Genomic DNA, 26033 nt, shown 5'->3' on the forward strand with positions numbered 1-26033 from the left:
TTGAAGCCTCCGGGAGCACGATGGACAACCAGCACGGCAAGACCCCAGGCCTGTCGGCCGACGAGGAACAGGAAGTCCAGAAAAACCAGCCGCCACGCGCCGCGGTACTGCATGAAATCATCCGCGCCCAGGGCGACCACGAGCTGGAGCGCAATGTCGCCGCCCTGTGGTGGTCGGCACTGGCGGCCGGCCTCACCATGGGCCTGTCGCTGATGGCCATGGGGCTGTTCAATTCCCGCCTGCCCGACACCGAAGCCAGCAAGGTGATCGCCAGCCTGGGCTACTCCGCAGGCTTCCTGGCAGTGATCCTGGCGCGCCAGCAACTGTTCACCGAGAACACCCTGACCGCCGTGCTTCCGCTCATGAGCCACCCTACCCTGGCCAACGCCGGCCGCTTGCTGCGCTTATGGGCGGTAGTGCTGGCGGGTAACCTGGTGGGGGTGCTGCTGGTGTCCTACGTGATGCTGCATTTGCCCATCTTCGACCCCAAGACCGACGCCGCCTTTCTCGACATCGGCCGCAAGGTCATGGAAAACGACGCTTCGCAGATGTTCGCCAAAGGCATCGTCTCGGGCTGGATGATCGCCACCATGGTGTGGATGATTCCTTCCCAGGAAAACGCCAAGATGTGGATCATCATCCTGATCACGTACCTGATGGCGCTCGGGGACTTCACCCATATCGTCGTCGGCTCGGCGGAAGTGTCCTACCTGGTGTGGGCCGGCGAGCTGGGCTGGAAAGACTTTCTGGTGACCTTCGCCGGGCCAACCCTGGCCGGCAATATCATTGGCGGCAGTTTCATTTTCGCCCTGATCAGCCACGCACAAATCCGCAGCGACAGCGGCACCCCGCCGCCCGATGGGCAGAAAAAGCCTAGCCACCCGGCGCCACGGGGCTGACCGCCTCGTCCACCGCGCCCTCTTCCCACCACGGCGCCCCGGTTTTCGGGGCGCGCAGGTTCACCCGTTCGCCCATCTGCGGCGTGCTGACCGGCACCCCCCGCGCCTGTGCCAAGGCGACAATGCGCTGGAAGGGTTCTTCCCAATTGTGGGAAGACAGGTCGAAGGTGCCGTTGTGGATGGGCAACAACCAGCGGCCCTTGACGTCCAGGTGCGCCTGCAGGCTTTCTTCCGGCTGCATGTGCACGCTGGGCCAGCGCACGTTGTAGGCGCCTGTTTCCATCAGCGTCAGGTCGAACGGCCCGTAGCGTTCGCCGATGTGCGCGAAACCGTCGAAATACCCGGAGTCGCCACTGAAAAAGACCCGCAGGTGGGGTTCGATGATCACCCAGGACGCCCACAGCGTGCTGTTGCTGTCCAGCAAGCTGCGCCCGGAAAAATGCTGGGTGGGGGTCGCAGCGAACCGGGTACCGGCTACCTCGGTTTCCTGCCACCAATCCAACTGCCGCACCTTGGCAGCCGGGATGCCCCAGCCGATCAGACGTTCGCCCACGCCCAGGGTGGTCAGGAAGCACTCGGTCTTGCCGGCCAACCGGCGGATGGCGCCTTCGTCCAGGTGGTCGTAGTGGTCATGGGACAGGATGACGGCGGTGATCGGCGGCAATTGCTCGATGCTCAAGGGCGGCGCATGAAAGCGCCGCGGGCCGGCCCACTGCACCGGCGAGGCGCGTTCGGAAAACACCGGGTCGGTGATGAAGAAGCGCCCGCGCAATTTCAGCAGCAAGGTAGAGTGCCCCAGGCGCCAGAGGCTGTCGTCGGGGGCCGCCAGGAGCTGTTCGCGGTCCAGGGCTTGTACCGGTATTGGCTGACGTGGCCGGGTGCCGGCAGGCTTGCGCAGCAACAGGTATTTGAAGCCGATGCGCAGCTTCTTCAGCAAACCATCACGGGGCAGCACCGTGGCGTTGCGAAACTGACCGTCCACGTGAAGCGAGCCCTGTGGCTGCGCCGCTGCTGCTGTTTCACTGCTGTTCAATGACGTTTGACCCATGGTACCCAGTACTCCCGGAAATTGGATGGTTTTCAACCCGCCCCTTTCAGTTGCCCACAAAGGCTAAAGAATACCCCTACGCCTCGCTTGAGAAAGGCCTCGGGCGTGACAAGGCATGTCGGACAGATGCAACGGATCGAATAACCGCTGAAATGGCTTGCAAGGCCACTGCCACTGTCCACAGTATTTATGCGATAAACCGCGGGCTCTCTACACAATTGCCACCCTTGTACAAGAACACGGCTGCTGACAGCCTGGTAATTCGACACTATGGAAAACGGAACCGGCAAAGGGTTGTCATTTGCCAAACGCATTTATGGCCCTCGGGTACTGGGCACTGCGCTGTGCCTGGTCAGCGTGGTGGCAGGGCTTTACCCTTTGTCCCCGCCCGCCTGGCTGTTGGGGTTGCTGGCGTTCAACGGCCTGGTGTGGCCACACATTGCCTATCGATTGGCGCGCCGCGCTGCCGAGCCTTTCCAGGCCGAACGCCGCAACCTGTTGTGCGACTCGCTGTTCTGTGGATTTTGGGTCGCTGTCCTGCATTTCAACCCGTTGCCCACCGTTACCCTGCTGTCCATGGTCACCATGAACAACGTCGCCGGGGGCGGCTGGCGCCTGTTTCGTCATGGCCTGGGTGCGCAACTGCTGGGCATGCTGACGGCGGTGACCCTGTTCGGGCTCGGCTGGGCGCCACAATCCACCCCTGCCCAGGTATGGGCCTGCCTGCCTATGCTGATCCTCTACCCCCTGGCCGTCGGTTGGGTGTGCTACCGCCTGGCCATCCAGCTGTCGGAGCACAAGCGCACCCTCAGTGCCCTGAGCCGCACTGATAGCCTCACCGGGTTGCTCAACCACGGCGCCTGGAAAGACGCCCTCAACCGCAAGTTTCGCAAATGCCAGCATGAGCGCAGCCAGGCCGTGCTGGCCCTGATCGACATCGATCGGTTCAAGGAAATCAATGACACGTTCGGCCACATGATCGGCGATGAAGTGCTGCGTTACTTGAGCGTCCAACTGCGCCGCAACCTGCGCGACACCGACCTGGCGGGGCGCTATGGCGGTGATGAGTTCTGCGTGATCCTGCCAGGCCTGTCCATGGCCCAGGCTTGCGACGTGATGGAGCGCCTGCGCCGGGTGTTCGGCGATTACCACCACCCCCATGCCCACGCTATGCGGGTCAGCCTGAGCATCGGCCTGGCCGCCTGCCGGCTGGAAATGGATGACGCCGGCACCTGGCTGGGGGAAGCCGACAAAGCCCTGTATGTGGCCAAGAACACTGGCCGCAACCGCGTGAGCATCTGCGTCGCCGATAACCTGTTACTCAATTGAGTCAAGTTTCGGACAGCCGGTTAGAACAATTCTGGATCCAGCTGCTTCTATAGATCAGGACGTCTCCGTGCTGTGCGCCCTTCCGCCCATGGCATGAGCCTCAAGGAAGTGCCTGACCAAATGGACCTTACTGCCGCCGTACCGCGCCACCCGATGTTCACCCGCAGGCTGCTTGGCGTGCTGGCGGCCCTGTTCGCCCTGACGCTGGTCGGCGCCATGGTGATGCTGGTCCGGATCGCCGACGACCTCAACGCCGAGCAGCAGCGCAAGACCGTGGTGTATGCGCAGCGCGCGCTGGACAGCCGCCAGGCCGCGTCCGCCAGCCTGGTAAGCGGCTACGGGGTATGGAACGCCGGCTTCCAGCACCTCAACGGCGCCATCGACCGCCAGTGGGTGTACAGCCAGCGCAACCTGGGGCCTGCCCTGTACAGCCAGAGTGGCTACGAAGGCGTGTTCGTGGTGGACAGCCACGGCACCAAGTACAGCCTGTACCTGGGCCAACTGAGCAACGCCGAGATCGGCGACCTGGTGACCACGCCCCTACGCCCACTGATACAAGCCGCCCAGGCGGCCATGGCCGGCGCGCAACCGGTCAGCAGCGTGGTGCTGTTCAACGGCTGGCCGGCACTGGCCAGCGCCTCACCGATCCTGCCCGACGACGACAGTGCCCAACCGGCCCCTGCTGACACCTCGGTGCTGGTGTTCATCGACGCCCTGACGCCGGCCAAGCTACACGCCATGGGGAAGGCTTACGACCTTCAGGACCTGACCGTTCAAAGCCATGCCACCGGCGCGCCGGACCAGTCTCGCCTGGCGCTGGGCGATACCGGTTACGACCTGACCTGGGCCCCCTCGCGGCCCGGTAACCAACTGTTGTGGCGGGTGTTGCCGACCCTGGTGCTGGCTTTCGTGGTACTGGCCCTGTTGATGGCCTGGTTCTTTCGCTTCACCCTGCGTACCGCGCGCCAGATCGACGACAGCTACCAGAAGCTGCACCAGAGCAACCGCGCCCTGGAAGCCAGCGAGGAGCGCTTTCGAGCAGTGGCCGAGGCGGCGTCGGACTGGATTTGGGAGACGGATGCACAATGCCGTCTCAATTACCTGTCCGGCCGATTCGCGGTGGTCACCGGCTACACCAGCCAGGACTGGATGCACTGCTGCATCGACCAATTGCTGCAGTGCGAAACCATGCCCCTGCAAGCCTGGCTGCAAAGCCTGAGCCGCCACGCCTCGGCCACCAGCCTGCGCTGTGCGTACCGCGACCAGGGTGGGCAGTTGCGTTACTGCCGGGTATCGGCGCGGCCGATCATCGGCGACGACAAGGTGGTGGGCTACCGCGGCACCGCCAGCGATGTGACCGATGAAGTGGCGGCCCACGCGCAGATCCAGCACTTGTCCCTGCACGACCCGCTAACCGGGTTGGCCAACCGCAACCAGTTGATCCAGTTCTTCGAGCCTTTGCGCCAGCAAGCCACGGCGCCCCAGATCACCGTGGTGGTGCTGGACCTGGACAGTTTCAAGCCCATCAACGATGCCCTGGGCTACCCCGCAGGCGACGCCGTGCTGATAAAGATCGCCGAACGCCTGCGTGCGTCTACCCGTGGAAAGGACCTGGTGGCCCGCCTGGGCAGCGACGAGTTCGCCCTGGTGCTGTGTGGCCTGAACACCCGGCAGGAGATAGATCGTTTCTGCGCGCGGCTGGTGGAATACCTGCGCCAGCCCATTGCCTTCCAGGCCCAGACCCTGCACGTGGGCGCCAGCCTGGGCATCGCCCAGTCAGCGCACCAAGGGCTGGACGCCGGTGAATTGCTGCGCTGCGCCGACATCGCCCTGTACCAGGCCAAGGCCGCGGGCAAGAATACCTGGCGGTATTTCAGCGCGCAGATGCATGAGCAGGTGCAACAACGCCTGCAACTGGAGCAAGACTTGCGCCTGGCCATCAAGCAGCAGGAATTCGTGCTGCACTACCAACCCCGCTACCGGGTCGACGGCATGGAAATCGTATCGGTGGAGGCGCTGGTGCGCTGGCAGCACCCCATTCATGGGCTGCTTGGCCCCGACACCTTCATTCCCCTGGCCGAGCAGACCGGGCTGATCGTGCCCCTGGGCCGCTGGGTACTGCGCGAGGCCTGTGAAGCGGCGTTCCAGTGGCCGGCGGCGCTGGTGGTGTCGGTCAACCTGTCCCCGGCGCAATTCGCCGGCAGCGACGTGGTGCGCGACGTGCGCGATGTGCTGGTGCAGACCCGCCTGCCCGCCCAGCGCCTGGAGCTGGAGGTCACGGAAAACGTGATGCTCAATGACATCGACAATGCCCTGGGTACGCTGACGGCACTCAAGGAACTGGGGGTCAAGCTGAACATGGATGACTTCGGCACCGGCTATTCCTCGCTCGGCTACCTGCGCGCCTACCCCTTCGACAGCCTGAAGATCGACAAGCGTTTCATCGCCACGCTTAATGGCACCGACAGCGACCGCGCCGTGGTACAGGCCATCATCAGCCTGGGCAACGCCATGGGCCTGACCGTGACGGCCGAAGGCGTGGAAACCGCCGAGCAATTGCGCACCCTCAGCCGCGACCACTGCCACGAGGTGCAGGGCTACTTCATGAGCCCGCCCATCGACCGCCACGCCCTGACCCGCCTGCTGGGCGCCCCCCTTCCCGCCCCTGTGCTCGCCTTACCCTGACCCGGCCGGGCTGCCCAGCAAGCGATGGGTACGCCGCTGGCAAGTTTTTTCAATTACTGCTCGACTTGGCCACTGGACTTTGGGAAATTCCATTCTTGCCCACTACGCGACGCCGCAACAGGACCACCATGGGGACTACCATTGCCACCGATATCGCCACGATCGGTCGCATCAACGCCGTACCCGCTATCCTCCAGGTCATCTGCGAGACCACCGGCATGCGCTTCGCCGCGGTCGCGCGCGTCACCGACACCACCTGGACGGCCTGCGCCGTGCTGGACAACCTGGGGTTCGGCCTGGGGGTGGGCGGCGAACTGGACCTGAGCACCACGCTGTGTGACGAAATTCGCGGCAACCACCACACCATCGTGATCGACAAAGCCAGCGAAGACGAGCTGTACCACGACCACCACACCCCACGCATCTACCAGTTCGAAAGCTACATCTCGGTACCGGTGTTTCGCACTGACGGCAGCTTTTTTGGCACTATCTGCGCTCTTGACCCCATCCCCGCGCGGCTCAAGCAGAGCCCCATCCAGCCGATGATGGAGTCTTTTGCCCGGGTACTGGCCATTCAGATCGAAGCCGAGGAAAACCACCAGCGCACCGAAGCTGCCCTGAGCCAAGAGCGGGCCATCGCCGAACTGCGCGAACAGTTCATCGCTGTGCTCGGTCATGACCTGCGCAACCCGTTGTTCGCCATGAGCGCGGGCGCCGAACTACTGCTGCGCAAGGCCGCCGATGACAAGAGCCGCGGCATTCTGCAACACATCCTTACCGCCGGCCGTCGCGCCGCGCAATTGGTCGACGACGTGCTGGATTTCGCCCGTGGCCGGCTCGGTGGTGGCATCCTGCTGAACGTGCAACCGGTAGCCGACCTGACCGCCTCCCTGACCCACGTGGTCAGCGAGATCCACGGTGCGCACCCCTCGCGGCAGATTCAACTGCGCATCGGCAATGTCCAGGGCATCCATTGCGACCCGGACCGCATCGCCCAATTGCTCTCCAACCTGGTGGCCAATGCGATCCACCACGGCGCCGACGATGGCCCGGTGGAAGTCCGCGCCGACACCCTGGAAGGCGTGTTCGTGCTAGGTGTGCACAACCTGGGCAAGCCCATCGAAGCTGCCGTGCAGGCGCAGCTGTTCCAGCCGTTCTCGCGCCGGGGTACCGGCTCACCGCAAAATGGCCTGGGGCTGGGGCTGTACATCGCCAACCAGATCGCCGTGGCCCACGGCGGCCGCATGGAAGTGCTGTCCAGCCACGAGGCCGGCACCCTCTTCACCTTTCGCCTGCCGCTTCAGCCGGCGGCCTGATCCGCCACCACGGCGATCAGGCGATCCAGGCTCTGCCCCCAACCTTCATGAAAGCCCATGTCTTCATGGGCCTGACGGTCAGCGGCGCTCCAGTGCAGGGCCCGCGCGGTGTAGCGGGTCTTGCCGTCCAGGTCCTCGAAACTGATGACCGCGGTCATGAACGCCCGCGCCGAGGGTACCCAGCCAGGACCAAAAGCATCGGTAAAGACGATGCGGTGGGGCGCCTGAATATCCAGGAACACCCCTTGGCTGGGGTATTCGCTGCCGTCGGGCGCGCGCATCAGGGTGCGAAACAGCCCACCCACCCATAACTGCATTTCGCATTCCGGCGTGGTCATGCCGTGGGGGCCCCACCACTGGCACAGCAAGCGCGGTTCCACCCAGGCGCGAAACACCTGGCTGGGTGGCGCGTCGATCAGGCGGGTGATGGACAGCTCGAACTCGCCCGGCGGGGTGACGAGGGAATGAAGGCTCATATTGTTATTCTCCTTCGGCGCCCGGAAGCGGCGCAACGCCCCACTATGGCGGTATTTGCCCGTGCAACTGAAAGCGCCATTGGCAATAAGCCTGGCACTGCTAAGCACCAAGCCGATGACTGCTGGCCCGTCGCGATAAAAGCGTCGCAACGGCCACCCTGAGCTATGTTACAAGTTCACGCTTTTTTGACGGCGTGGCGGCTAGATTTTCCAGCCCGCAGGGGCACACGATTCCAGTAGCAGGTTTGAGGCGAGGAGCAGTAACGATGGTGGCACGTCAGGGCAGACGCTTTCAGCTCAGTTCAACACGACTGGTGTTGCTGTGTTCATTGGCATTGGTGGTGCTGTACAACCTCGCGACCTGGGAGGCCCTGGCCAACCTGGTCACCCTGGAGGGTGTGAAACGCGCCGGGTTCTACCTGTCCTTCGGCCTGTTCCTGTGGGCCGCCTTCACGGTACTCCTGACCCTGGTGTCATTCCGCCCGCTGCTCAAGCCAGTCATCACCCTGGTGGCGCTGTGTTCGGCGGCCGCGGCCTACTTCATGAACAACTACGGCATCGCCATCGACACGGTGATGATCCAGAACGTGGTGGAAACCAACCCGGGTGAAGCCAAGGCGCTGTTGAGCCCGAAACTGTTCGGCTACCTGCTGGTGCTCGGCGTGTTGCCCTCGGCACTGATCTGGTGGTTGCCGGTGCACTACCGGCGCTTTCTACCGGGCCTGGTGAACAAGGTGCTGGTCATCGCTGCCGCGCTGCTGGTGGTGGGCGCCTCCGTCGGCGCGTTCTACTCCACCTACGCGCCTATCTTTCGCCAGGAAGACAAACTCACCCATTTCATCAACCCCACCAACTACCTCTACGCCGTGACCAAACTGGCCAAGTCGCGCTATGCGGTCAAACAGAATGTGGTGGTGCAGCCGGTCGGCACCGACGCGGTACTCACGGCCCAGGCCAAGGCCCAGCCGAAGAAGAACCTGATGATTTTCGTGGTGGGCGAGACCGCCCGCGCGGACCATTTCTCGCTCAACGGCTACGCCCGCGAAACCAACCCGGAACTGAAGAAACTGGACATCCTCAATTTCACCCGGGTGAGTTCGTGCGGCACGTCCACGGCGGTGTCGGTGCCGTGCATGTTCTCCATGTTTCCGCGCAGCGACTACAGCGACAAGAAGGGCAAGACCTACGAGGGCCTGCTGGATATCCTGCAGCGCGCCGGGGTGCAGACCGTGTGGCTGGACAACAACAGCGACTGCAAGGGCACCTGTCTGCGCATTCCCCACCAGGATATTCCCAAGGATCAGAAAAGCCCGTTCTGCGATGGCACCAATTGCCTGGACGAGTCCTTGCTGGTGGGCCTGCAGGCCTACATCGACGGCCTGAAGGACAACGCCATCATCGTCCTGCATGCCGACGGCAGCCACGGCCCGGAATATTACGACCGCTACCCCAAGGACAAGGAACAGTTCCAGCCGGTATGCCGTACCAACCAATTGGGCAGTTGCAGCCATGAGGAACTGGTCAACGTCTACGACAACACGATTCTGTACACCGACTTCTTCCTGTCCAAGGTGGTGGCGTTGCTCAAGCAGAATCAGGACAAGTACGACACCTCGATGATCTACGTGTCGGACCACGGCGAATCACTGGGTGAGAACGGCATGTACCTGCACGCCGCGCCCTACGCCATCGCCCCGGATGCGCAGACCCACGTGCCCATGGTGATGTGGTTCGGCCAGGACACCCTGGCCCAGGAAGGCATCGACCGCGCGTGCCTGAAAGCCAAGCAGGACGAGGGCGACCTCAGCCATGACAATATCTTTCACTCCGTACTGGGGCTGTTCCAGGTTCAGACCGGGGTGTACCAGTCCGGCCTGGACATGTTCCATGACTGCCGCCGTGCACTGACCGCCAGCCAATGAACCGCGCGGCCAATCAATCCTTGATCGGCAGCCAGATTTCCAGCCGGCCGCTGCTGGTGCTGGGGTCGTAGTCATCGCTGTAGCGCTCGAACTCGGGCGCATCGGCCGCCTCCAACCCCGAGTTGGGCAGCCAAACCTGCCAGATAGCCTGGAAGGTCTGGCCCAACCCGGAAATGTGGCCCTGGTGTTCGAACACGGCGTAGCGACGGGGTGCCAGCTTGATCCAGCGGAAATCCTGGGGCAGGCCCTCTTCGGTCTCCACTTGCACCCCGGCGATGTACTCGAAGCCCCCTACCCCGTCAGGGTTGCAGCACACCCCGTAGCTCTCGCGGCCTACCTGCCCGGGCACCTTGCCCAGAAACGGCACGAACTCGCGCCACAGCGCTTCGATGCCGCTGGTCGTATCCTGGGTATAGCGGTCCGACAGCCCGGCGATGACCATCGCCGTGCCCTGCTCATAGCGCAACGGTTCAATAGCGGTGGGTTCGATACCTGACATGGTCACCTCTCTTCCTGATTAACGTCCGAACACTACTGTAGCAGCGGACCTGGCCGCGTCGCAGCGGCCCGGGTTGCAGGTGTTTTATCCCTGCGTTACCGTTCAGACCTCCCGTTCCCCGAAAAAGTCGGCATGGACCTGATTACCGAAGACTGGCACGCCGGCGCCGTGGTTGAAGCCTCGTGGGTACGCGCCAACGCGGCGAGCTTCCCGCGCCACACCCACGACGAATACGTGCTGGGCACCAACCTGACCGGCGTCGAACGCATCTGGCTCGACGGCCAAGAGCTGGAAGCCCCCGCGGGCACCGTCACCCTCTACAACCCCCAGGCGGTGCAGGCCTCGCAGTTCAGCCCCGACGGCGTCGAATACATCAGCCTGCACTTGGCCCCGGATGCCATCGAACAGGTGGTGCGCGACAACAACCTGCCCGGCAGCACCTTCGAGCAGGGCGTGTTCGAGCACCCCGGGTTGGCGGCCGCCATCCTCGACTTCGCCCGCACCCCGGCCGCCCACCGCGCCGAACACGAGGAGGCCTTCATCCAGCTATTGTGCCAGTGGGTGCAGCCAGGCCCGAGCAAGACCGGGGAGCAGCACGCCAGTGTCGAACGCAGCCTGCAATACCTGCGCGACTGCCTGGAAGAACGAATAGACCTTGATGCCCTCGCGGCTGTGGCGGGGCTGAGCAAGTACCACTTCGTGCGCTGCTTCAAGAAGCACACCGGGCTGGGCCCGCTGCAGTACCAGATGCAACTGCGCCTGCTGGAAGCGCGCAAGCGCCTGCGCGCCCAGCAGCACTCACTGGAAATCGTCAGCCAGTTGGGGTTTTACGACCAGAGCCATTTCATCAACGCCTTTCGCAAGGTCATGGGCGTGACTCCGCAGGCCTACGCCCAGGCCTTCAAGACGAAAGCCCGCTGAGGGCGGGCTTTCGTTACAACGTGCCAAGGCCTCAGTGGCCAAAAATATTCGACTTTTTCGCGCGCTTTTCCGCGCGTTTCTCGTCGGCAGTCTTGGTGGGTTTTTTCTTGGCGGCCTTTTTCGAGTCCATGCCTTTCATGCTGCGCACTCCCGTGGTTGGGTGGATGGTCTATCAGGCTCTGTACGAAATGCATCCCAACTCGGCCATGCTGCGTTGGAATACATTTCATACAGACCCTAGGTATAACACCTGCCAAGCCGCCTGCCCGACTATTTACAGGCCCGCCACGGCCGGCCCCTGGCCGAGGATGAACTCCTGGTAACCGGAGCCGATCACGTACACGGCGAACCAGGCGAAAATACCGGCTGAAGCGACGTAGCAATACCGCAGTAGCCGATCGCCCAGCAGCTTGCCGCCCTGGCTTGCCACTGCGCAGATAGCCACGCACCACAGCACACCGGCGCTGAAAAAACCCGCCAGAAACTGCCCGGCACTCAACAGGCCACCGCCCCCCGACCGCGAGATCAAGGTACCGCCAACCGCGGCGAACCAGAGAATGGCACTGGGCGACGACATGGCCAGAAATACCCCGCGCATGAAATCCCGAAACCCCGACCGGCCCCCGACTGCCTCACCTGTCTGCAGGCTGCTACCGTGGCGCCAGGCATGAATGAGCATCTTCACCGTGAAATACACCAGCAGCGCCGACCCGCCCACCCACAACCCCCACCGCACCCCGCTGTACTGCAACAACACCGTCATGCCCACCAGCGCTAGCACGGCGTACGCCAAGTCGCCGAAACAGGTGCCCAGGCCCAGCCAGAACCCCCGCAGGTACCCGCGCTGCATGGCCAGGGTGATCATGGCGATATTGGCCACGCCAATGTCCAGGCACAGGGAGAGGCTGAGGAGGAAACCGCTGGAGAATTGCATGGGTGTGTCCGAATCGTGGCTGAGTAGGCGTAGTGGACCTGAAGGGGTGGCCGGTTGTATTGGAAGAAATTGCGCCCTGCCAAATCAGCACTGTCTGCACGACATGAATGCTGCTCATGTCAGTTATGGCGCGATCGTTGTGTATTAATAACCGCCTTCCTTCTACGATGCAGCCATGCGAACCGACCACAGGGCAATACCATGACTGACGCACGCACCCTGCTGGGCATCGAGTTGCCCATCATCCAGGCCCCCATGGCGGGCACGGCCACGCCCAGGCTGGCGGCCGCGGTCAGCAACGCCGGGGCACTGGGGTCCATCTCTATCGCAGCGGTAAACGCCGCAGCCGGCCGCAGCATGATCCGCGAGCTGCGCGAACTGACCACGCGGCCGTTCAACATCAACGTGTTCTGCAACCGGCCTTCGCACCCGGATGCGGCCACAGAGGCCGCCTGGCTGGCACACCTGCAGCCGTATTTCGCGGCATTCGGTGCCGCCGCGCCGGCGAGCCTGCACGATATCTACACCAGCTTCTACAACGACAACGCGCTGTTGCCCATGCTGCTGGAGGAACGCCCGCCTATCGTCAGCCTGCATTTGGGCTTGCCGCCCCAGGCGCGTATCGATGCACTGAAAGACGCCGGGATCGTGCTGCTGGCCAGTGCCACGTCGTTGGCAGAAGGCCGCCAGGTGCAGGCCGCGGGCATTGATGCCGTGGTCGCCCAGGGGACCGAGGCCGGTGGCCACCGTGGTGTGTTCGACGAGCACGGCCCGGACCAGCATCTGAGCACACGCGACCTGGTGCGCGTGCTGCACCAACAGCTGGACATACCGATCATCGCCGCCGGCGGCCTGATGGACGGTGCCGACGTAGCCGACGTGTTGAACCTGGGCGCCGTGGCAGCACAGCTGGGTACCGCCTTCATTCTGTGCCCGGAGTCGGCGGCCAACGCGGCCTACCGGCAGATGCTGGGCAGCGAGCGGGCGCGTAGCACTGCCCTGACCACCGTCATCTCCGGGCGCCCGGCCCGGGGCATCGTCAACCGTTTCATGACCGAGGTCGGCGCGGCGGGTCACCCGCCGGTGCCAGGTTTTGGCATCGCCTACCACGCCGGCAAGGAACTGATCGCGGCCGCCGCCAAGGCCGGTTCGGCGGAGTTCGCCGCCCACTGGGCCGGCACCCAGGCGGCGCGCGCACGCAGCCTGCCGGCGGCGCAACTGGTGGAGAAACTCAAGGAGGAATACCACGCGGCGCGGTCTACTCTCTGACAGGACAACGTCTTGAAGGAGCCAGACATGGCCAAGGACACCGCGCCTACCCTGGGTATGCGCACCCTCGCTGTACACGCTGGGCAGCGCCCGGACCCCAGCACCGGCGCCATTGCCACCCCCATCAGCACGGCATCGGCCTATTCCTACGGTGATTTCGACACCGGCGAACAACGCTTCAGCGGGGAAAGCCCCGGCTACCTGTACAGCCGCTTCGCCAACCCCACGGTCGCTGCCTTCGAGGGCAAGATGGCGGCACTGGAGGGTGGCGAAGCCGCCGTGGCCTTCACCAGCGGCATGTCGGCCATTTGCGCCACGCTCATGGCACTGGTGTCCAGCGGCGATGAGCTGATTCATGTCGGCACCCTGTATGGCGGCACCGAAGGCGTGATGCGCACGCTGCTGCCGCGCTTCGGCGTGCGCGCGATTCACGTGGCCGAGGTCAGCGAGCTGGAAGCGGCCATTACCGCCAAGACCCGGGTGATCTTCGCCGAGACCCCGGACAACCCGATGCTGGGCGTGGTCGACCTGCACGAAACCGCGCGCATCGCCCGTGCCCATCAGGTGCTGACCGTGGCCGACAATACGTTCGCTACCCCTTGCCTGACCCGGCCGCTGGCCTTGGGCATCGACGTGGTGGTGCATTCGGCGACCAAGTTCATCGGGGGCCATGGCGACAGCACTGGCGGTGTGGTGGTAGCCAGCGCCGCATGGGTGAATGCGATTCGCACGGTGGGCCTGAAGCAGTTTGGCGGTTGCCTGAGCCCTTTCGAAGCATCGTTGCTGATCCGCGGCCTGAAAACCCTGCCGTTGCGGGTGGAGGCAGCGTGCTTGAGTGCCGAACGCATCGCCAGGTTACTGGAGGAACACCCGGCAGTGGCCAAGGTGTTCTATCCCGGCCTGGCGAGCCACCCGGGGCATGAAGTAGCGCGGCGGCAAATGAGCCGCTTCGGCGCACTCATGTCGTTCGAGCTCAAGGGCGGCAAGGATGCGGCGCGCACCTTTCTCGACCGCCTGGAACTGGTCACCCAGGCGGTGTCGCTGGGCGACACCGACTCCCTGGCCTGCCACCCGGCGTCCACCACCCACAGCGCGGTGGCCAAGGACATACGCGATCAGTATGGGGTCACGGAGGGATTGGTACGGTTGAGCGTGGGAATCGAGGACGTGGAAGACCTGGAACGCGACATCCGCCACGCGCTGGCGGCGCTCGCCTGACCGGCCCCCACCTGCGGGACCGGGCAGAGCGCGGGAAAGGGCCGGGGCCCACAGAGTTGAAGAGTGGGTCTCAGGCCTTGCGGCGCAGCAGAATCACCGCGAACACCGCGACCCAGATCGCCGAGGTGAAGTAATTGACGCGCTGGTACAGCCCGAAGCCGATGCCGTTTTTCGCCGAAATGGCCATCATGGGAATGGTGATCAGGGCCAGCAAGGTCAGCACCATGGAGAAGAACGCCAAGCCCCGAAAGCCTTCCAGCCGCAGCCCTAGCCAAACCCAGACTGCGCCTGCCAGCACCAGGCTCCACGGCAATACCAGTTCACCAAAGTGATGGACTGCCTGAGCGGTGGACGGCGAATCCATCGAGCAACCGGCATCGCATGAGAAATCTCCAGTTACAAAACTGGCCAAGCCGTGCAACATGATCAATACACCACTGAGCCGCCCCAGCGCCGATTGCGGAAATGTCTTGTAAACCCCTACCCCGAATAAAATGAATAACACACCCAGCGGAAAGTTATTGAACAGTGGATACAGCGAATGCGTCGGCGCATCGACAGCGCCGAGAATACTCATGGACTGTTCAAAGTGGCTATAACCGGGGTACAGGCTACCGACAATCAACAAGCCCAGCGCCATCCAGAATGGAATGACCAGGCCGGCTGCATACAGGGGTTTCAAGGAGAACGATTTCAAGCGAACACTCCGCGGGTGGTAATTGCCGGGTACCTTACTACAGCCGGGGCGCCCGCGTCGCGGCCCCGGCTGCCGCGCCCCCTGCGGGAGGCAAGGCGTGGGGCTCAGTTGTTCTGGCAACCGTTGCCCATCACCCGGTACTCGATGGTGTGGCGCTCGCCCTGATGGTCGAGGTAGGTCATTTTGGCTGGCACCACTTCGCAGACGTCAGGGATAGCGGTCATGCTTACCACCTTGGCGATATCCAGGTGAGTTCCATAACTGTATTCCTGAACACTGTTATTCTGAGCCGCGGGCAGGCTGGCAGCACCGGCCATGGTCGAGAACGCGACAAGTGCAGCGACGATAAGACTTTTCATGAGAGTTGGCCTTTAAAGCAATCACCCTGATTGACTTCGTTTGCCGTGTTGGGGCGGGAAGAAGTTGTTGCGCCGAGCGAAGCTGGACGTAACACGAAGTACCTGTCCTGACTGCAAGTTTGTTTCAGCGGGGACACAGATAGAATACAACTTCCGGCGACTGAATAAAGATCAAGTGCCGACATGCACTGTTGCACACTTTGCAATAATACAGACAACGCGCGCGCTGCACGGTAGGCTCGCCCTTCCCTCACACCACTACGGAATACATTAACGTGGAACCCGCCCCCTTACCTGCAGACCTGTGGCCACTGTTGAACAAGTTCTACCGCGAGCAACGCTCGTCCATGCGCGGCAACAAAGCCGCCTGCGCGTGGGTAACGCGCCGGGGTGAGATCGTGGCCGCGCTGAACCTCACGCCCGTGGACGAGGGTTACTGGCTGACGGGGCTGTTGGTGGCCGAGGCCTGCCGCGGCCAGGGCCTGGCGCATGAATTGATCCAGCAGGCGGTGGCCAGCGTCAGCGGCCCTGTGTGGTTGTTCTGCGACCCTGGCCTGGCCGGTTTCTACCAGCGCTCGGGGTTTGTGGAGCATTACGGCCTGCCACAGGTGCTCAATGAACGATTGGTGCGCTACCAGCGCACCAAGGCGCTGATCGCCATGGCGCGCTTATAACCGCCTCGCAGGTTCACTGCCTTAAATGTGTGAGCGACGGCCAATGCACGCGTGCTAGCCTGAAGCAATCCCCCGACAGATAAGGATTGTCATGAAACGTCTGACCCTGGCCGTGCTGGCCCTGGCCTGTGCGGCCCCCGCCTTTGCCTTGACCCTGGCCGCCGCCGCGCCGCCCTCGAACATCAGCGAACAGACGTTCAACAGCGTGCTCAAGGGTCCTTGGCGCGACGCGGCGAACAGCGCCCGCGACCGCTACCGCCACCCTCGCCAAACCCTGCAGTTCTTTGGCTTGCGCCAGGATCAGACGGTGATCGAGATCACCCCTGGCACCGGCTGGTACAGCGAAGTGCTCGCGCCACTGCTCAAGGACCACGGACAGTACATCGCAGCCGTGCAGTCGTCCGGCAGCGCCGACACCCTCAAGCAGAAATTCGCCGCCACCCCGGCCCAATACGGCAAGGCCAGCCTGCTGACCTTCGACCCCAAACAGCCCAAGTTCGGCCCTGATGACTCGGCTGACGCCGTGCTGACTTTTCGCAACGTGCACAACTGGGTGATGGCCGACAACGCCAAAGCGATGTTTCAGGGTTTCTACCAGGTGCTCAAGCCAGGTGGCACCCTTGGCGTGGTCGACCACCGCGGCAAGCCGGGCGAGACGGTCGAGCAGATCAAGAGCAGTGGCTACCTGCCAACCGACTACGTGATCAAATTGGCCACGGATGCGGGGTTTACGCTGGCCGGGCAGAGTGAAGTGAACGCCAACGCCAAGGACACCAAGGACTACCCCGAAGGTGTATGGACGCTACCACCGACCTACAAGCTGGGGGATAAGGACAAGGCCAAATACCAGGCCATCGGCGAGTCGGAGCGCATGACCTTGCGGTTCATCAAGCCAGTGGCCGTGGCCAAGGAGTAATAGCGGCGCCAAGCCCCACCCGCTCGCGTCACGAAGATCACTCGTCTGAGGCAGGGTCCAGCCCGGGGAACAGCACTTCGGTAAAGCCGAAGCGGGTGAAATCCGTGACCCGCGAGGGATACAGCCGCCCGATCAGGTGGTCGCACTCGTGCTGCACCACCCGCGCGTGAAACCCGTGGGCCACGCGTTGCATGGCCTGCCCCTGGGGGTCGAAGCCTTCGTAGCGGATGGACGAATACCGATCTACCACCCCACGCAACCCCGGCACCGACAGGCAACCTTCCCAGCCTTCCTCGGTGGCCGGGCTCAATGGCGTGATCAGCGGGTTGATCAAAATGGTCTGCGGTACGGCCTCGGCGTCCGGGTAGCGCTCGCTGCGCTCAAACCCGAAGATCACCAGTTGCAGGTCCACGCCGATCTGCGGGGCCGCCAGCCCCACGCCGCCTACATGCTCCATGGTCTCGAACATGTCGGCGATCAACTGGTCCAGCTCAGCGGTGCCGAACAAATCCGCCGGCACCGGCGGGGCGACACGCAGCAAACGCTTGTCGCCCATTTTTAGAATGTCACGAATCATTGGTCACTTCCCTGATCAGGCCTGCTCAGGGTCTGGCTTGATGGAGTGATCGCGTCCGAGCCCTGAAACATGCTTTTTATCACTTTCGGACTCGTCTTCGGGGAACTCCTTGTGCCCCGGTTCCTTGCCCTCTTCGGACATATGCTCGATCACCGCATTCATCTCCGCCCCTAGCAGCAGCACGGCCGATGAAATGTAGAAATACAGCAACAGCACGATGATCGCCCCGATGCTGCCGTACATGGCGTTGTAGTTGGCGAACCGCTGAACGTAGAAGGCAAAGCCCAGCGAGGCGATGATCCACACCACCACGGCCAGCACGGAGCCGGGGGTGATGAAGCGAAATTTCTGCTTCACATCGGGCATCACGTAATAGATCACCGCTACCGCCACCATCATCAGGATGACGATCACCGGCCAGCGGGCCACGGTCCACAGGGTTACGATGAAGTCTTCGAGGCCGATCTGCCCGGCCAGCCAGCCCATCACCTGGGGGCCCAGCACCATCAACGCGGCAGCAGCCAACAGCATGCCGGCGATACCCACGGTATAAAAAATGGACAGCGGTATACGCTTCCACACCGGGCGCTCTTCCACCACGTCATAGGCCGCGTTCATGGCGCTCATCATCAAGCGCACGCCCGCCGAAGCGGTCCACAGGGCGATGACGATACCGAAGGACAACAGCCCGCCCTTGGACTGCTGCAGTTGGTCGATCACCGGGTTTACCGAGTCCAGCGCCTGGGGCGGCAGCACCAGGCCGGCCTGCAGGCGCAGCCACGAGAAGAAGTCCGGAAGATGCAGGAAACCGATCAGCGCGATCAGGAACAGGATGAAGGGAAACAGCGAGAACAGCATCTGATAGGCAAGCGCGGAGGCGTACGTGGACATCTCGTCGTCGAGGAATTCCTTTACCGTACGAACCATGACCTTCTTTAAAGACAGTTCACGCAATTCCGGGAAAATCATAGCGTCTCCTTTCGCCGCCATTGAGGGGGGTACAACAAGTGAAACGCCGGAACCTGGGGCGCGCACTGGGGCGCAGGTTTTACCTCAAAACAGCGTAGAACACGAAGCTGGAACGGTTACCGGCGGTGTCCAGACAGCACAGCGGCCATCCGAGGATGACCGCTGTATCGTTCAGACCGCAGGCAAGCCAGTTAGTGCTTGCTCAGCTTGTCCTTCGCTTCACCGACCGTTTGCTGGACTTTGCCCTTGGCCTTGTCGGCGGCGCCTTCGGCACGCAGTTTGTCGCTGCCTACCAGCTTGCCAGCGCCTTCTTTAACGCTACCCATTGCTTCGTTGGCCTTGCCTTTCACTTTGTCTTTAGTGCCACTCATGGTATTTCTCCTAGCGGAAAGTACAGGTGTCTAAAGTCGACATAAGGTTGACCGACCGCTTCGCGCCAGAGTTTCAATTTTTTATCGGCGAATTGCTTTACCCGATGAACAGCACTGGGCGACTATCGGCCACGCCACCCGCACGCTTCGCACACCGCGCTACGCCTCTACCAGACCCCATGCCGCGTTGTCGCCACCGAGCCGGCGAACGCGAAAAAACAACAGTGTTTTTCCCGGAATCGATACCCATGCGTGTTTCTCCAGTACTGGCAGCCCTGCTGCTGGCCTTGCCCGTGGTGACTGCCCACGCGGACGAGCCCACCACGACCGCGGATGCGCCGCAGACCCTGGTGGTCAACAGCTATGCCGACGACGGCAAGGATGGCACCCTGCGCTGGGCCATCGAGCAGAACAACAAGAACCCCGGCCACTACCGCATTGAAATCCAGGCGGTGGGCAACGCGCCCTTCGTGATCAAGCCCGCCACCCCGCTACCGGAAATCAAAGGCCCCGTGACCATCCAGGGCACCGCGTGGAAGCACACCGGCGACTTCATCGCCATCGACGGCTCGGCCTACGTGCAGGGCGACGCCGCGAAGGCGTGCCCCGGCGCGGTAGCCGGGCAGTATGGCGCCAACGTCCGCACCCTGAGCAACCCCGGCCTGGTGCTGCGCGACACCCAGGGCGTGGACATCAGTGGCCTGGAAGTACGCAATTTCTGCATCGGCGTGCTGCTGAACAGGGCAGCCAACAACACCCTGCACGACAACCGCATCGTCGCCAACAAGGGCGGTGCCGGCATCCTGCTGACCGGCGACGACGGCCAGGGCAACGCCACGGCGAATACCACGAACAACAACCGCATCGTCCGCAACCAGCTGATCGACAACGGCGACGGCCTGGAATTGACCCGCGGCGCAGCCTTCAACCTGGTGGCCGACAACCTGCTGCGCGCCACCAAAGCCACGCCTGAAGCGTCCCAGGGCGTGGAGATCATGCAAGCCAGTGACAACACCTTGACCCACAACCGGTTCGAGAACTATTCCGATGGCGTGCAGATCAACGCCGGTGACCGCAATTACCTGGGCGGCAACGTGTTGAGCGGCAACTCCATCGGTATCAGCGTGACCGGTAGCGACAACCTGCTCGATGGCAACCTGATCCACGGTAACCGCATCGGTATCGCCCTGCGGCCAGAGGCCGTCAGCCACAACACCCGCCTGACCGCCAACCGCATCTGGGACAACAGCCAGGACGTTCGTCGCTGCCAGAGCGGCGGTGCCTGCCTGCCTGCCCAGCGCACCGGCGCCATTGTGTTCGGTGTGCCTGGCCCGGACAACGCCACTTTCGTCGGCTCGCGCGGCGGCGGTGTCGAACCGGGCAAGGCCACGGTGTGCGCGGCCAAAGGCCCCGCCACGGCTGACTGCCAGCAGTTGCCCAACCACAACCAGCCGGCACCGAAACTGCGCGCCATCGCTGCCGGGCGCCTGCACGGCGAGGTCAGCGGCGAGCCCAACAGCCGCTACCGCGTGGAAGTGTTCGGCAACCCCAAGCCGACTGAAACCGAAGCGGCGAACTTCCTGGGCGAGGTGTATGTATCCACCAATGGCCGCGGCGTGGCCAACTTCAGTTTCCCGCTGGATGTGAAAGAGCCCAACCGCTCGTTCACCGTCACCGCCACCAGCCCGGACGGTGCCACCTCGGAACTGAGCAAGGCCCTGCCGCGCTGACGCCATGAGCCGCTGCCCCCCTGCTGCGGCCGCCAGGCCGCGGCAGCTGTACGCAGCGCACACGCCATCGTGGGGGCCCCAGACTCGGCCTTGCGGCCACCGCTGCAGCGCCTTGGTCAGGTTTGGCTTTATGTTTGCGCGTTTTACCCCGAGAATGCACCGCGTATTCGGCCACAGCGCCGACGCTTCATTTGCGTAGGACTTCTATGAAACTCGACAAACCCCAGGCCATCGCGCGCCGCAACAAAGAACTCGGTGGCGCAGTGCTCGGTGTCAACAACTGCCATTTCACCCTGCACGACGCTCGGCGCAATATTTTCTGGTTCGATATTCCGGTCGGGCGCCTGGCGATCGGGCAGTACGAATGGATTCACATGCTCATGCACACGCCCAGCACTGACCAGTTGCTGCACCTGAAGGTGCCCACCGCGTTCCTGCGCGAGAAACTGGAAGGGCTGGTCGTGCGCAACGCAGGCAAGCGCAAATCGACGGTCAGCCTGGAGCTGAGCGCCGACAAGGATTCGTTCCTCAAGGACGTGCGGCCGGCCGGCACCGGGGTGAGCTTCGCCCAGTTCCTGCAGAACTAACCGCCGCCTTGCGGCGCTGGTTTTGCCAGCGCCTGCAAGCGACGGTCTTCAGCGGTTCGCGGCCCACACGCCAACGGCGGCCGCCAGTGCCGTCAGCACCACGCCCCAGAAAATATCGATGAACACCAGCAGCGGCGGCCAGCCCACCAGGGTGGCCCAGTTGCTCAGGTCGTACGTGCCATAGGCAATCAGCCCCAGCATCGCCCCATAGCCCAAGCCACGCCAGACGCTGCCAGCGGTCACCCCCGGCCACACGGCCAGCACCACTACGCCCAATGCATAGAGCAGGTAGAACACAGCGGCAGGGGCCAGCAGCGGCTTGTCGCGCATCAGCGAGCCGAGCATCTGTTTATAGGTAGGGCCCATGAGCACGCCAAGCCAGAGCGCGTCCAGGACGAGGACCACAAGAAGGGTGCTGATGTAGGCGATCAGGGCTTTTTTCATCGGTACACTGCCTCGAATGGGGTTCGTACAGTGTAGGCCCAACCCCGGCGAAAAAAGTTCACCGGGGTGTCTAGCTCAAGGCTTCAAGTCAGTTCGATGCGGTCTGCATGAATGACCAACCGGCCTTCCTTGTAGAGGGCACCAATGGCTTTCTTGAAGTTGCCCTTGCTGACCCCGAACAGGCCGCTGATGACCGCCGGGTCGCTTTTGTCGCTGACTGCCAGCACGCCGTTGTTGTCGCGCAGCTTGGCGAGGATCTGGTTATGCAGGCTGCTGACCAACTGTTCGCCCACCGGCTGCAGGCTGAGGGCGATCTTGCCGTCGCTGCGCAGCTCCTTGATGAAGCCCTTTTCCTGTTTGCCCGAGCGCAGGAACTTGAACACTTCGTTCTTGTGGATGAGACCCCAGTGCTTGTTGTTGATGATGGCCTTGAAACCCATGTCCGTTTCTTCGGCCACCAGCAAGTCGACTTCCTGGCCCACGCTGTAGTTGGCGGGCAGTTTGTCCAGGTAACGGTCCAGGCGCGCCGTGGCGGTGATGCGCTTGGTTCGCTTGTCCAGGTACACATGCACCACGCAGTAATCGCCCTGCTTGAGTTCGCGCTTCTCTTCCGAGTACGGCAGCAGCAGGTCCTTGGGCAGGCCCCAATCCAGGAACACGCCGATGCTGTTGATTTCCACCACCTTGAGGCTGGCGAATTCACCGACCTGCACTTTCGGCTTTTCGGTGGTGGCCAGCAATTTATCTTCACTGTCCAGATAAACGAAAACATTCAGCCAGTCTTCGTCTTCGCTGGGAATATCTTTGGGAATATAGCGGTTGGGCAGCAGTATTTCGCCGTCGGCGCCGCCATCCAGATACAGACCGAAATCCGTATGTTTAACCACTTGCAAACTGTTGTAGCGCCCGACTAAAGCCATCTGAAAAAACCCTCGTTTCGTGCGCGCATTCTACCCGAGATCGCCGCCCGCTGCTGCGCTGGCGAGTGAAGCCTTGATATTCAAGGGCTTGGCGTCCGTTCGTCAGGCCACTGGTCGCTCGGCGGTGGCCCTTGGCCCGGCGACGACACTCAATTTCTAAAACTTTCCCTTTAAAACAGGAAGTTACGGTCGTAGACAGCAATTTAAACACCTGATTGACAAATTAATATTCGCCTGATTTCGCGTCAATATTAAGTCAGCAATTAAATGCCCACTCCGGTATAATCACTGGCCGTATTGTAATTGCACAGGTGAATGGCAGCCATGCGTGTAAAAGCCTCGAACAGCAAAGCCAAGCCCGCTCCGGCGGTGGAAACCAGCGAATCGATCAATGACCAGATTGCCGCGTTCCTGAAAAGCGGTGGTGAAATCCAGCAGATCGCCAAAGGCGTCAGCGGTCAGACCTTCACGCCATCGCGCCACATCAGCCTGGGCAAGAAATAACCCAAGCGCCCTCCCCGGGCATGTGGGCCTGATGGCCCACTGCCTGCGCAGTTCCCCTCTCAGCGTTTTCCAGCCGATCGGTGCCGCAAAAACCGACGAGCGGCAAAGTCTCGCCTGTTTTCGCCGGTATGCTTGGCCCCTCTAGATCAAGCCTTCCAGCCAGGGGGAGCATGATGCTCAAGCCCAGCCTGTTCATGATTGCCACATTGATGGCCAGCGATAACGTCAGCGCACAGCTGTTGCAGCGCGACCTGGCCGACTACAACCTGCAGTTCGGCACCAGCCCCGCCCGCTCCATGGCGCAAGGCCTGGTGAAGCCGGCCAGCACCGAGAGTGTGCACGGCGGCGTGGACCTGAGCAGCGACAGCGGTTGGTATTTCGGCCAGTGGGCACCCAGCATGGGCCTGACCGCCTCCACCAACCTGGAAATCGATACCTACACCGGTTTCAAGCGCTCCCTCACCGGCAACCTGGGCTACGAAGTGGGCGTGATCCATTACACCTTTCCCGACCTTGCCACCAATGACAGCCATGAGGTGTATGCCGGCCTGACCCTCTTGGGCAACCGCTTCGGCGCAGCCTTCAGCGACGACCCTGGCCGACGCGACAGCACCCTGTTCGCCGACTTCGGCACCGTGCCGATGCTGGACTTCGGCGTGCGCATGAAAGTCGGCAGCCATCAATTGGACACCCCCTACACCATCGGTGACGACACCGAGGTGCGTGGCTTCAGTGACTGGTCGGTGCAGCTGTCGCGGGCGTTCATGGGGGTGGACCTGAACTTCATCTACAGCGACTCCAGCCTGCGCGGGCCCGAGTGCGTGGCTTATTCGGGGCAGAACAGCTGGTGCGACAGCACCGTGGTCATCCAGGCACAACGCGCGCTGTTCTGAACCCTATTCGTTGTCACGCTGCTGGCGGCGGTACGGAAACACGTCGATCACCTTGCCCTCCATGATCGCCCCTTGCAGGCCTTTCCAATAGTCCGCGTCGTACAGCTCGCCATGCAGCTGGCTGAACAGGCGCCGCTGGCCGGCATCGGCGAACAGGAAAGGCGGAAACTCTTCGGGAAACACGTCATGGGGCCCGATCGAATACCAGGGCTCCGAGGCCATCTCGTCTTCCGGGAAACGCGCTGGCGGGATCTGGCGAAAATTCACCTCGGTCAGGTAGCTGATCTCGTCGTAGTCGTAGAACACTACCCGGCCATGGCGGGTGACGCCGAAGTTCTTCAACAGCATGTCACCGGGAAAGATGTTGGCGGCCGCCAGTTGCTTGATCGCCAGGCCGTAGTCTTCCAGGGCCTCGCGCACCTGGGGTTCGTTGGCGCTTTCAAGGTACAGGTTCAGCGGCGTCATGCGCCGCTCGGTCCAGCAATGGCGGATGAGCACCGTTTCGCCCTCGACCTGCACGGTGGAGGGCGCCACTTCCAGCAGCTCGGCCAGGCATTCGGGGTCGAACTTGCTGCGTGGAAAACGGAAGTCGGCGAACTCTTGGGTGTCGGCCATGCGCCCCACCCGGTCGACGCTCTTCACCAGACGGTATTTTTCGATCACCGTGTTGCGGTCCACGTTCTTGGACGGCGAGAAGCGGTCCTTGATGATCTTGAACACGGTATTGAAACCCGGCAGCGTGAACACCGACATGACCATGCCGCGCACCCCGGGCGCCATGATGAAGCGGTCATCGGTGTCAGCCAGGTGGTGGATGAGCGCGCGGTAGAACTCGGACTTGCCGTGCTTGTAGAAGCCGATGGAAGTGTACAGTTCGGCAATGTGCTTGCCGGGCAGGATGCGCTTGAGAAAGCCGACGAATTCAGCGGGCACGGGAACATCCACCATGAAATACGAGCGGGTAAAGGAAAAGATGATCGACACCTCTGCCTCGTCCGTGATCAGCGCGTCGATGCGCACGCCCTGCCCTTCGCGGTGCAGGAATGCAATTGCCACGGGCCACTGCTCGTCATGGGTGAACAGGCGCCCTACCAGGTAGGCGCCCTTGTTGCGGTACAGCACCGAAGAAAACAGCTCCAGGCGCAGCTCGCTGTCCTTGCACACCCAGTCGGGCAGGTGCTCACGCAGTTGGCCTTCCAGGCGCTGCGTATCGCCGCTCAGGTCGGCGTAGGCCACGTCGAAACGGTAGTCGGCGAACACCTGGGCCAGCATGCCAGCCAATTGGCCATTGGGCACGTAGGTACGGGTCTGCGGCGCCCGCTCGCCACGCAGGGACGGCCGCGTGGTGTGAATGAACATGCAGCCGTCGCTGATCAGGTCATGGCTGAACAGGCCGCAGAAAATCGAGTTGTACCAGGTTTCGGCCAGCTCATCGTCAAAGCGCAGGTCGATCAGGCGAATGTAAGCGCTCTTGACCAGCGGCCATTGCCCTACGTCGTTCAGCACCTCGGTAGCGAAGCCTTCGCGCAGCCGCTCCACGGTCTGGCCGACCTTCGCCTCATACAGATTGATACGCGCAGCCGAAGCGTCCTGGATTTCCTGCCAGTGGGCCTGCTCGAAGCGCCCGCGCGCGCCGTCGGTGATCAGGCGGAAATGTTCGCGGTAGTCATCGAAACCATCGAGGATGGTGCGGGCGATCTCAGCCGCCGGCCATTGTTGCGCCATGGGTCACAGGCCTCTGCAAGGGGCATACAGGAAACCCAAGCGTAGCAGTCGGGGGCCGGCGCGACCTGCGGGACCAGGCGAAGCGCTGCAAAGGCTCACCGCGTACCGCCGGAACCACAGCGGCGCCTGCTTCCCGAGCTGGCGCCCGGTC

General features: G+C 62.7%; 26 protein-coding genes. 14 read left to right on the top strand and 12 right to left on the bottom strand.

All coding sequences use genetic code 11. The features are described from left to right. Positions 1–20: 20 nt before the first annotated feature. Positions 21–899, top strand: a complete 879-nt coding sequence (locus tag HWQ56_RS22755) for a formate/nitrite transporter family protein (protein ID WP_158158320.1) — start codon at positions 21–23, stop codon at positions 897–899. On the opposite strand, the gene HWQ56_RS22760 is transcribed toward HWQ56_RS22755, so the two are convergent. Further along, positions 874–1947, bottom strand: coding sequence for an MBL fold metallo-hydrolase (locus tag HWQ56_RS22760; protein ID WP_176571843.1), 1074 nt, complete (start codon positions 1945–1947; stop codon positions 874–876). The genes HWQ56_RS22755 and HWQ56_RS22760 overlap by 26 nt on opposite strands. A 270-nt stretch (positions 1948–2217) precedes the next feature. Between HWQ56_RS22760 and HWQ56_RS22765 the strand changes: the two genes are divergently transcribed. The 3 genes from HWQ56_RS22765 (at position 2218) to HWQ56_RS22775 (ending at position 7277) form a co-directional block, all read left to right on the top strand. Further along, positions 2218–3276: a diguanylate cyclase gene (locus tag HWQ56_RS22765; protein WP_158158318.1), complete on the top strand. Its 1059-nt coding sequence runs from the start codon at positions 2218–2220 to the stop codon at positions 3274–3276. 120 nt (positions 3277–3396) lie between these two features. Further along, entirely contained in the window at positions 3397–5961 is a 2565-nt protein-coding gene (locus HWQ56_RS22770; RefSeq protein ID WP_176571844.1) for a bifunctional diguanylate cyclase/phosphodiesterase, read from the top strand. 128 nt (positions 5962–6089) lie between these two features. Then, complete coding sequence (locus tag HWQ56_RS22775) at positions 6090–7277, top strand: GAF domain-containing sensor histidine kinase (RefSeq protein WP_176571845.1); 1188 nt, start codon at positions 6090–6092, stop codon at positions 7275–7277. Here the strand turns inward: HWQ56_RS22775 and HWQ56_RS22780 are convergent. Beyond that, on the bottom strand, positions 7262–7753 hold the full coding sequence (locus HWQ56_RS22780) for an SRPBCC family protein (RefSeq protein WP_176571846.1): 492 nt from the start codon (positions 7751–7753) through the stop codon (positions 7262–7264). The genes HWQ56_RS22775 and HWQ56_RS22780 overlap by 16 nt on opposite strands. Positions 7754–8019: 266 nt before the next feature. Between HWQ56_RS22780 and HWQ56_RS22785 the strand changes: the two genes are divergently transcribed. Next, a complete protein-coding gene (locus HWQ56_RS22785; protein ID WP_176571847.1) occupies positions 8020–9675 on the top strand; it encodes a phosphoethanolamine transferase in 1656 nt (551 codons plus the stop codon). A 13-nt stretch (positions 9676–9688) separates the two neighbouring features. Here the strand turns inward: HWQ56_RS22785 and HWQ56_RS22790 are convergent, their stop codons facing one another. After that, positions 9689–10174: a GyrI-like domain-containing protein gene (locus HWQ56_RS22790; RefSeq protein ID WP_158158859.1), complete on the bottom strand. Its 486-nt coding sequence runs from the start codon at positions 10172–10174 to the stop codon at positions 9689–9691. A gap of 132 nt (positions 10175–10306) precedes the next feature. Between HWQ56_RS22790 and HWQ56_RS22795 the strand changes: the two genes are divergently transcribed. Beyond that, positions 10307–11095: an AraC family transcriptional regulator gene (locus tag HWQ56_RS22795; protein ID WP_176571848.1), complete on the top strand. Its 789-nt coding sequence runs from the start codon at positions 10307–10309 to the stop codon at positions 11093–11095. A 274-nt stretch (positions 11096–11369) separates the two neighbouring features. Here HWQ56_RS22795 and HWQ56_RS22800 read toward each other — a convergent pair whose 3' ends face one another. Continuing rightward, positions 11370–12029, bottom strand: a complete 660-nt coding sequence (locus HWQ56_RS22800) for a LysE family translocator (protein WP_176571849.1) — start codon at positions 12027–12029, stop codon at positions 11370–11372. Positions 12030–12230: 201 nt separating this feature from the next. Here HWQ56_RS22800 and HWQ56_RS22805 point away from each other — a divergent pair, with 201 nt between their 5' ends. Both HWQ56_RS22805 and HWQ56_RS22810 read left to right on the top strand, forming a co-directional pair. Further along, positions 12231–13298, top strand: coding sequence for an NAD(P)H-dependent flavin oxidoreductase (locus HWQ56_RS22805; RefSeq protein ID WP_176571850.1), 1068 nt, complete (start codon positions 12231–12233; stop codon positions 13296–13298). A 27-nt stretch (positions 13299–13325) separates the two neighbouring features. Then, positions 13326–14516 (top strand): trans-sulfuration enzyme family protein, encoded by a 1191-nt coding sequence (locus tag HWQ56_RS22810; RefSeq protein ID WP_176571851.1) that lies wholly within the window; start codon positions 13326–13328, stop codon positions 14514–14516. A gap of 70 nt (positions 14517–14586) precedes the next feature. Here HWQ56_RS22810 and HWQ56_RS22815 read toward each other — a convergent pair whose 3' ends face one another. Together HWQ56_RS22815 and HWQ56_RS22820 are read right to left on the bottom strand one after the other, a co-directional pair. Then, positions 14587–15213: a DUF998 domain-containing protein gene (locus HWQ56_RS22815; RefSeq protein ID WP_158152552.1), complete on the bottom strand. Its 627-nt coding sequence runs from the start codon at positions 15211–15213 to the stop codon at positions 14587–14589. 104 nt (positions 15214–15317) lie between these two features. Continuing rightward, a complete protein-coding gene (locus tag HWQ56_RS22820) occupies positions 15318–15572 on the bottom strand; it encodes a DUF2790 domain-containing protein (RefSeq protein ID WP_158152551.1) in 255 nt (84 codons plus the stop codon). Between the two features lie 275 nt (positions 15573–15847). Between HWQ56_RS22820 and HWQ56_RS22825 the strand changes: the two genes are divergently transcribed. Both HWQ56_RS22825 and HWQ56_RS22830 read left to right on the top strand, forming a co-directional pair. Further along, the gene (locus HWQ56_RS22825) at positions 15848–16246 is read left to right on the top strand and encodes a GNAT family N-acetyltransferase (RefSeq protein ID WP_245217800.1); all 399 of its coding nucleotides are present in this window, start codon (positions 15848–15850) and stop codon (positions 16244–16246) included. Positions 16247–16346: 100 nt separating this feature from the next. Then, positions 16347–17162 carry a class I SAM-dependent methyltransferase gene (locus tag HWQ56_RS22830; RefSeq protein ID WP_425331979.1) on the top strand — a complete coding sequence of 272 codons (816 nt, stop codon included), beginning with the start codon at positions 16347–16349 and terminating at the stop codon, positions 17160–17162. A 37-nt stretch (positions 17163–17199) separates the two neighbouring features. On the opposite strand, the gene def is transcribed toward HWQ56_RS22830, so the two are convergent. From def to HWQ56_RS22845, 3 genes are all read right to left on the bottom strand, one after another. Further along, positions 17200–17739 carry a peptide deformylase gene (def, locus tag HWQ56_RS22835; protein WP_158152549.1) on the bottom strand — a complete coding sequence of 180 codons (540 nt, stop codon included), beginning with the start codon at positions 17737–17739 and terminating at the stop codon, positions 17200–17202. Between the two features lie 15 nt (positions 17740–17754). Further along, on the bottom strand, positions 17755–18708 hold the full coding sequence (locus HWQ56_RS22840) for a YihY/virulence factor BrkB family protein (protein ID WP_176571853.1): 954 nt from the start codon (positions 18706–18708) through the stop codon (positions 17755–17757). A 191-nt stretch (positions 18709–18899) separates the two neighbouring features. Continuing rightward, complete coding sequence (locus tag HWQ56_RS22845) at positions 18900–19079, bottom strand: CsbD family protein (protein WP_176571854.1); 180 nt, start codon at positions 19077–19079, stop codon at positions 18900–18902. 248 nt (positions 19080–19327) lie between these two features. Here HWQ56_RS22845 and HWQ56_RS22850 point away from each other — a divergent pair, with 248 nt between their 5' ends. Continuing rightward, on the top strand, positions 19328–20809 hold the full coding sequence (locus HWQ56_RS22850; protein WP_176571855.1) for a right-handed parallel beta-helix repeat-containing protein: 1482 nt from the start codon (positions 19328–19330) through the stop codon (positions 20807–20809). A gap of 206 nt (positions 20810–21015) precedes the next feature. Next, positions 21016–21396 carry a hypothetical protein gene (locus tag HWQ56_RS22855; protein ID WP_176571856.1) on the top strand — a complete coding sequence of 127 codons (381 nt, stop codon included), beginning with the start codon at positions 21016–21018 and terminating at the stop codon, positions 21394–21396. A gap of 48 nt (positions 21397–21444) precedes the next feature. On the opposite strand, the gene HWQ56_RS22860 is transcribed toward HWQ56_RS22855, so the two are convergent. Both HWQ56_RS22860 and HWQ56_RS22865 read right to left on the bottom strand, forming a co-directional pair. Beyond that, positions 21445–21840 (bottom strand): DUF2177 family protein, encoded by a 396-nt coding sequence (locus HWQ56_RS22860; RefSeq protein WP_176571857.1) that lies wholly within the window; start codon positions 21838–21840, stop codon positions 21445–21447. An 83-nt stretch (positions 21841–21923) separates the two neighbouring features. Next, positions 21924–22760 carry a CvfB family protein gene (locus tag HWQ56_RS22865; RefSeq protein WP_158152543.1) on the bottom strand — a complete coding sequence of 279 codons (837 nt, stop codon included), beginning with the start codon at positions 22758–22760 and terminating at the stop codon, positions 21924–21926. A gap of 315 nt (positions 22761–23075) precedes the next feature. Here HWQ56_RS22865 and HWQ56_RS22870 point away from each other — a divergent pair, with 315 nt between their 5' ends. Next, a complete protein-coding gene (locus HWQ56_RS22870) occupies positions 23076–23264 on the top strand; it encodes a hypothetical protein (protein ID WP_027977102.1) in 189 nt (62 codons plus the stop codon). Between the two features lie 173 nt (positions 23265–23437). Beyond that, complete coding sequence (locus HWQ56_RS22875; RefSeq protein WP_176572471.1) at positions 23438–24157, top strand: TorF family putative porin; 720 nt, start codon at positions 23438–23440, stop codon at positions 24155–24157. A gap of 3 nt (positions 24158–24160) precedes the next feature. Here the strand turns inward: HWQ56_RS22875 and aceK are convergent, their stop codons facing one another. Continuing rightward, the gene (gene aceK, locus HWQ56_RS22880; RefSeq protein ID WP_176571858.1) at positions 24161–25882 is read right to left on the bottom strand and encodes a bifunctional isocitrate dehydrogenase kinase/phosphatase; all 1722 of its coding nucleotides are present in this window, start codon (positions 25880–25882) and stop codon (positions 24161–24163) included. Between the last annotated feature and the right edge of the window lie 151 nt (positions 25883–26033).

This window comes from Pseudomonas eucalypticola, from assembly GCF_013374995.1.
GTDB classification, from domain to species: domain Bacteria; phylum Pseudomonadota; class Gammaproteobacteria; order Pseudomonadales; family Pseudomonadaceae; genus Aquipseudomonas; species Aquipseudomonas eucalypticola.

What these genes read in the sequence shown, in the direction of transcription:
- HWQ56_RS22795 (WP_176571848.1), top strand. Translation starts at nt 10,307, where the DNA reads ATGGACCTGATTACCGAAGACTGGCACGCCGGCGCCGTGGTTGAAGCC.
- HWQ56_RS22760 (WP_176571843.1), bottom strand. Translation starts at nt 1,947, where the DNA reads ATGGGTCAAACGTCATTGAACAGCAGTGAAACAGCAGCAGCGGCGCAG.
- HWQ56_RS22820 (WP_158152551.1), bottom strand. Translation starts at nt 15,572, where the DNA reads ATGAAAAGTCTTATCGTCGCTGCACTTGTCGCGTTCTCGACCATGGCC.
- HWQ56_RS22800 (WP_176571849.1), bottom strand. Translation starts at nt 12,029, where the DNA reads ATGCAATTCTCCAGCGGTTTCCTCCTCAGCCTCTCCCTGTGCCTGGAC.
- HWQ56_RS22850 (WP_176571855.1), top strand. Translation starts at nt 19,328, where the DNA reads ATGCGTGTTTCTCCAGTACTGGCAGCCCTGCTGCTGGCCTTGCCCGTG.
- HWQ56_RS22765 (WP_158158318.1), top strand. Translation starts at nt 2,218, where the DNA reads ATGGAAAACGGAACCGGCAAAGGGTTGTCATTTGCCAAACGCATTTAT.
- HWQ56_RS22790 (WP_158158859.1), bottom strand. Translation starts at nt 10,174, where the DNA reads ATGTCAGGTATCGAACCCACCGCTATTGAACCGTTGCGCTATGAGCAG.
- HWQ56_RS22775 (WP_176571845.1), top strand. Translation starts at nt 6,090, where the DNA reads ATGGGGACTACCATTGCCACCGATATCGCCACGATCGGTCGCATCAAC.
- aceK (WP_176571858.1), bottom strand. Translation starts at nt 25,882, where the DNA reads ATGGCGCAACAATGGCCGGCGGCTGAGATCGCCCGCACCATCCTCGAT.
- HWQ56_RS22855 (WP_176571856.1), top strand. Translation starts at nt 21,016, where the DNA reads ATGAAACTCGACAAACCCCAGGCCATCGCGCGCCGCAACAAAGAACTC.
- HWQ56_RS22770 (WP_176571844.1), top strand. Translation starts at nt 3,397, where the DNA reads ATGGACCTTACTGCCGCCGTACCGCGCCACCCGATGTTCACCCGCAGG.
- HWQ56_RS22870 (WP_027977102.1), top strand. Translation starts at nt 23,076, where the DNA reads ATGGCAGCCATGCGTGTAAAAGCCTCGAACAGCAAAGCCAAGCCCGCT.
- HWQ56_RS22805 (WP_176571850.1), top strand. Translation starts at nt 12,231, where the DNA reads ATGACTGACGCACGCACCCTGCTGGGCATCGAGTTGCCCATCATCCAG.
- HWQ56_RS22875 (WP_176572471.1), top strand. Translation starts at nt 23,438, where the DNA reads ATGCTCAAGCCCAGCCTGTTCATGATTGCCACATTGATGGCCAGCGAT.
- HWQ56_RS22865 (WP_158152543.1), bottom strand. Translation starts at nt 22,760, where the DNA reads ATGGCTTTAGTCGGGCGCTACAACAGTTTGCAAGTGGTTAAACATACG.
- HWQ56_RS22840 (WP_176571853.1), bottom strand. Translation starts at nt 18,708, where the DNA reads ATGATTTTCCCGGAATTGCGTGAACTGTCTTTAAAGAAGGTCATGGTT.
- HWQ56_RS22780 (WP_176571846.1), bottom strand. Translation starts at nt 7,753, where the DNA reads ATGAGCCTTCATTCCCTCGTCACCCCGCCGGGCGAGTTCGAGCTGTCC.
- HWQ56_RS22845 (WP_176571854.1), bottom strand. Translation starts at nt 19,079, where the DNA reads ATGAGTGGCACTAAAGACAAAGTGAAAGGCAAGGCCAACGAAGCAATG.
- HWQ56_RS22755 (WP_158158320.1), top strand. Translation starts at nt 21, where the DNA reads ATGGACAACCAGCACGGCAAGACCCCAGGCCTGTCGGCCGACGAGGAA.
- HWQ56_RS22810 (WP_176571851.1), top strand. Translation starts at nt 13,326, where the DNA reads ATGGCCAAGGACACCGCGCCTACCCTGGGTATGCGCACCCTCGCTGTA.
- HWQ56_RS22860 (WP_176571857.1), bottom strand. Translation starts at nt 21,840, where the DNA reads ATGAAAAAAGCCCTGATCGCCTACATCAGCACCCTTCTTGTGGTCCTC.
- def (WP_158152549.1), bottom strand. Translation starts at nt 17,739, where the DNA reads ATGATTCGTGACATTCTAAAAATGGGCGACAAGCGTTTGCTGCGTGTC.
- HWQ56_RS22785 (WP_176571847.1), top strand. Translation starts at nt 8,020, where the DNA reads ATGGTGGCACGTCAGGGCAGACGCTTTCAGCTCAGTTCAACACGACTG.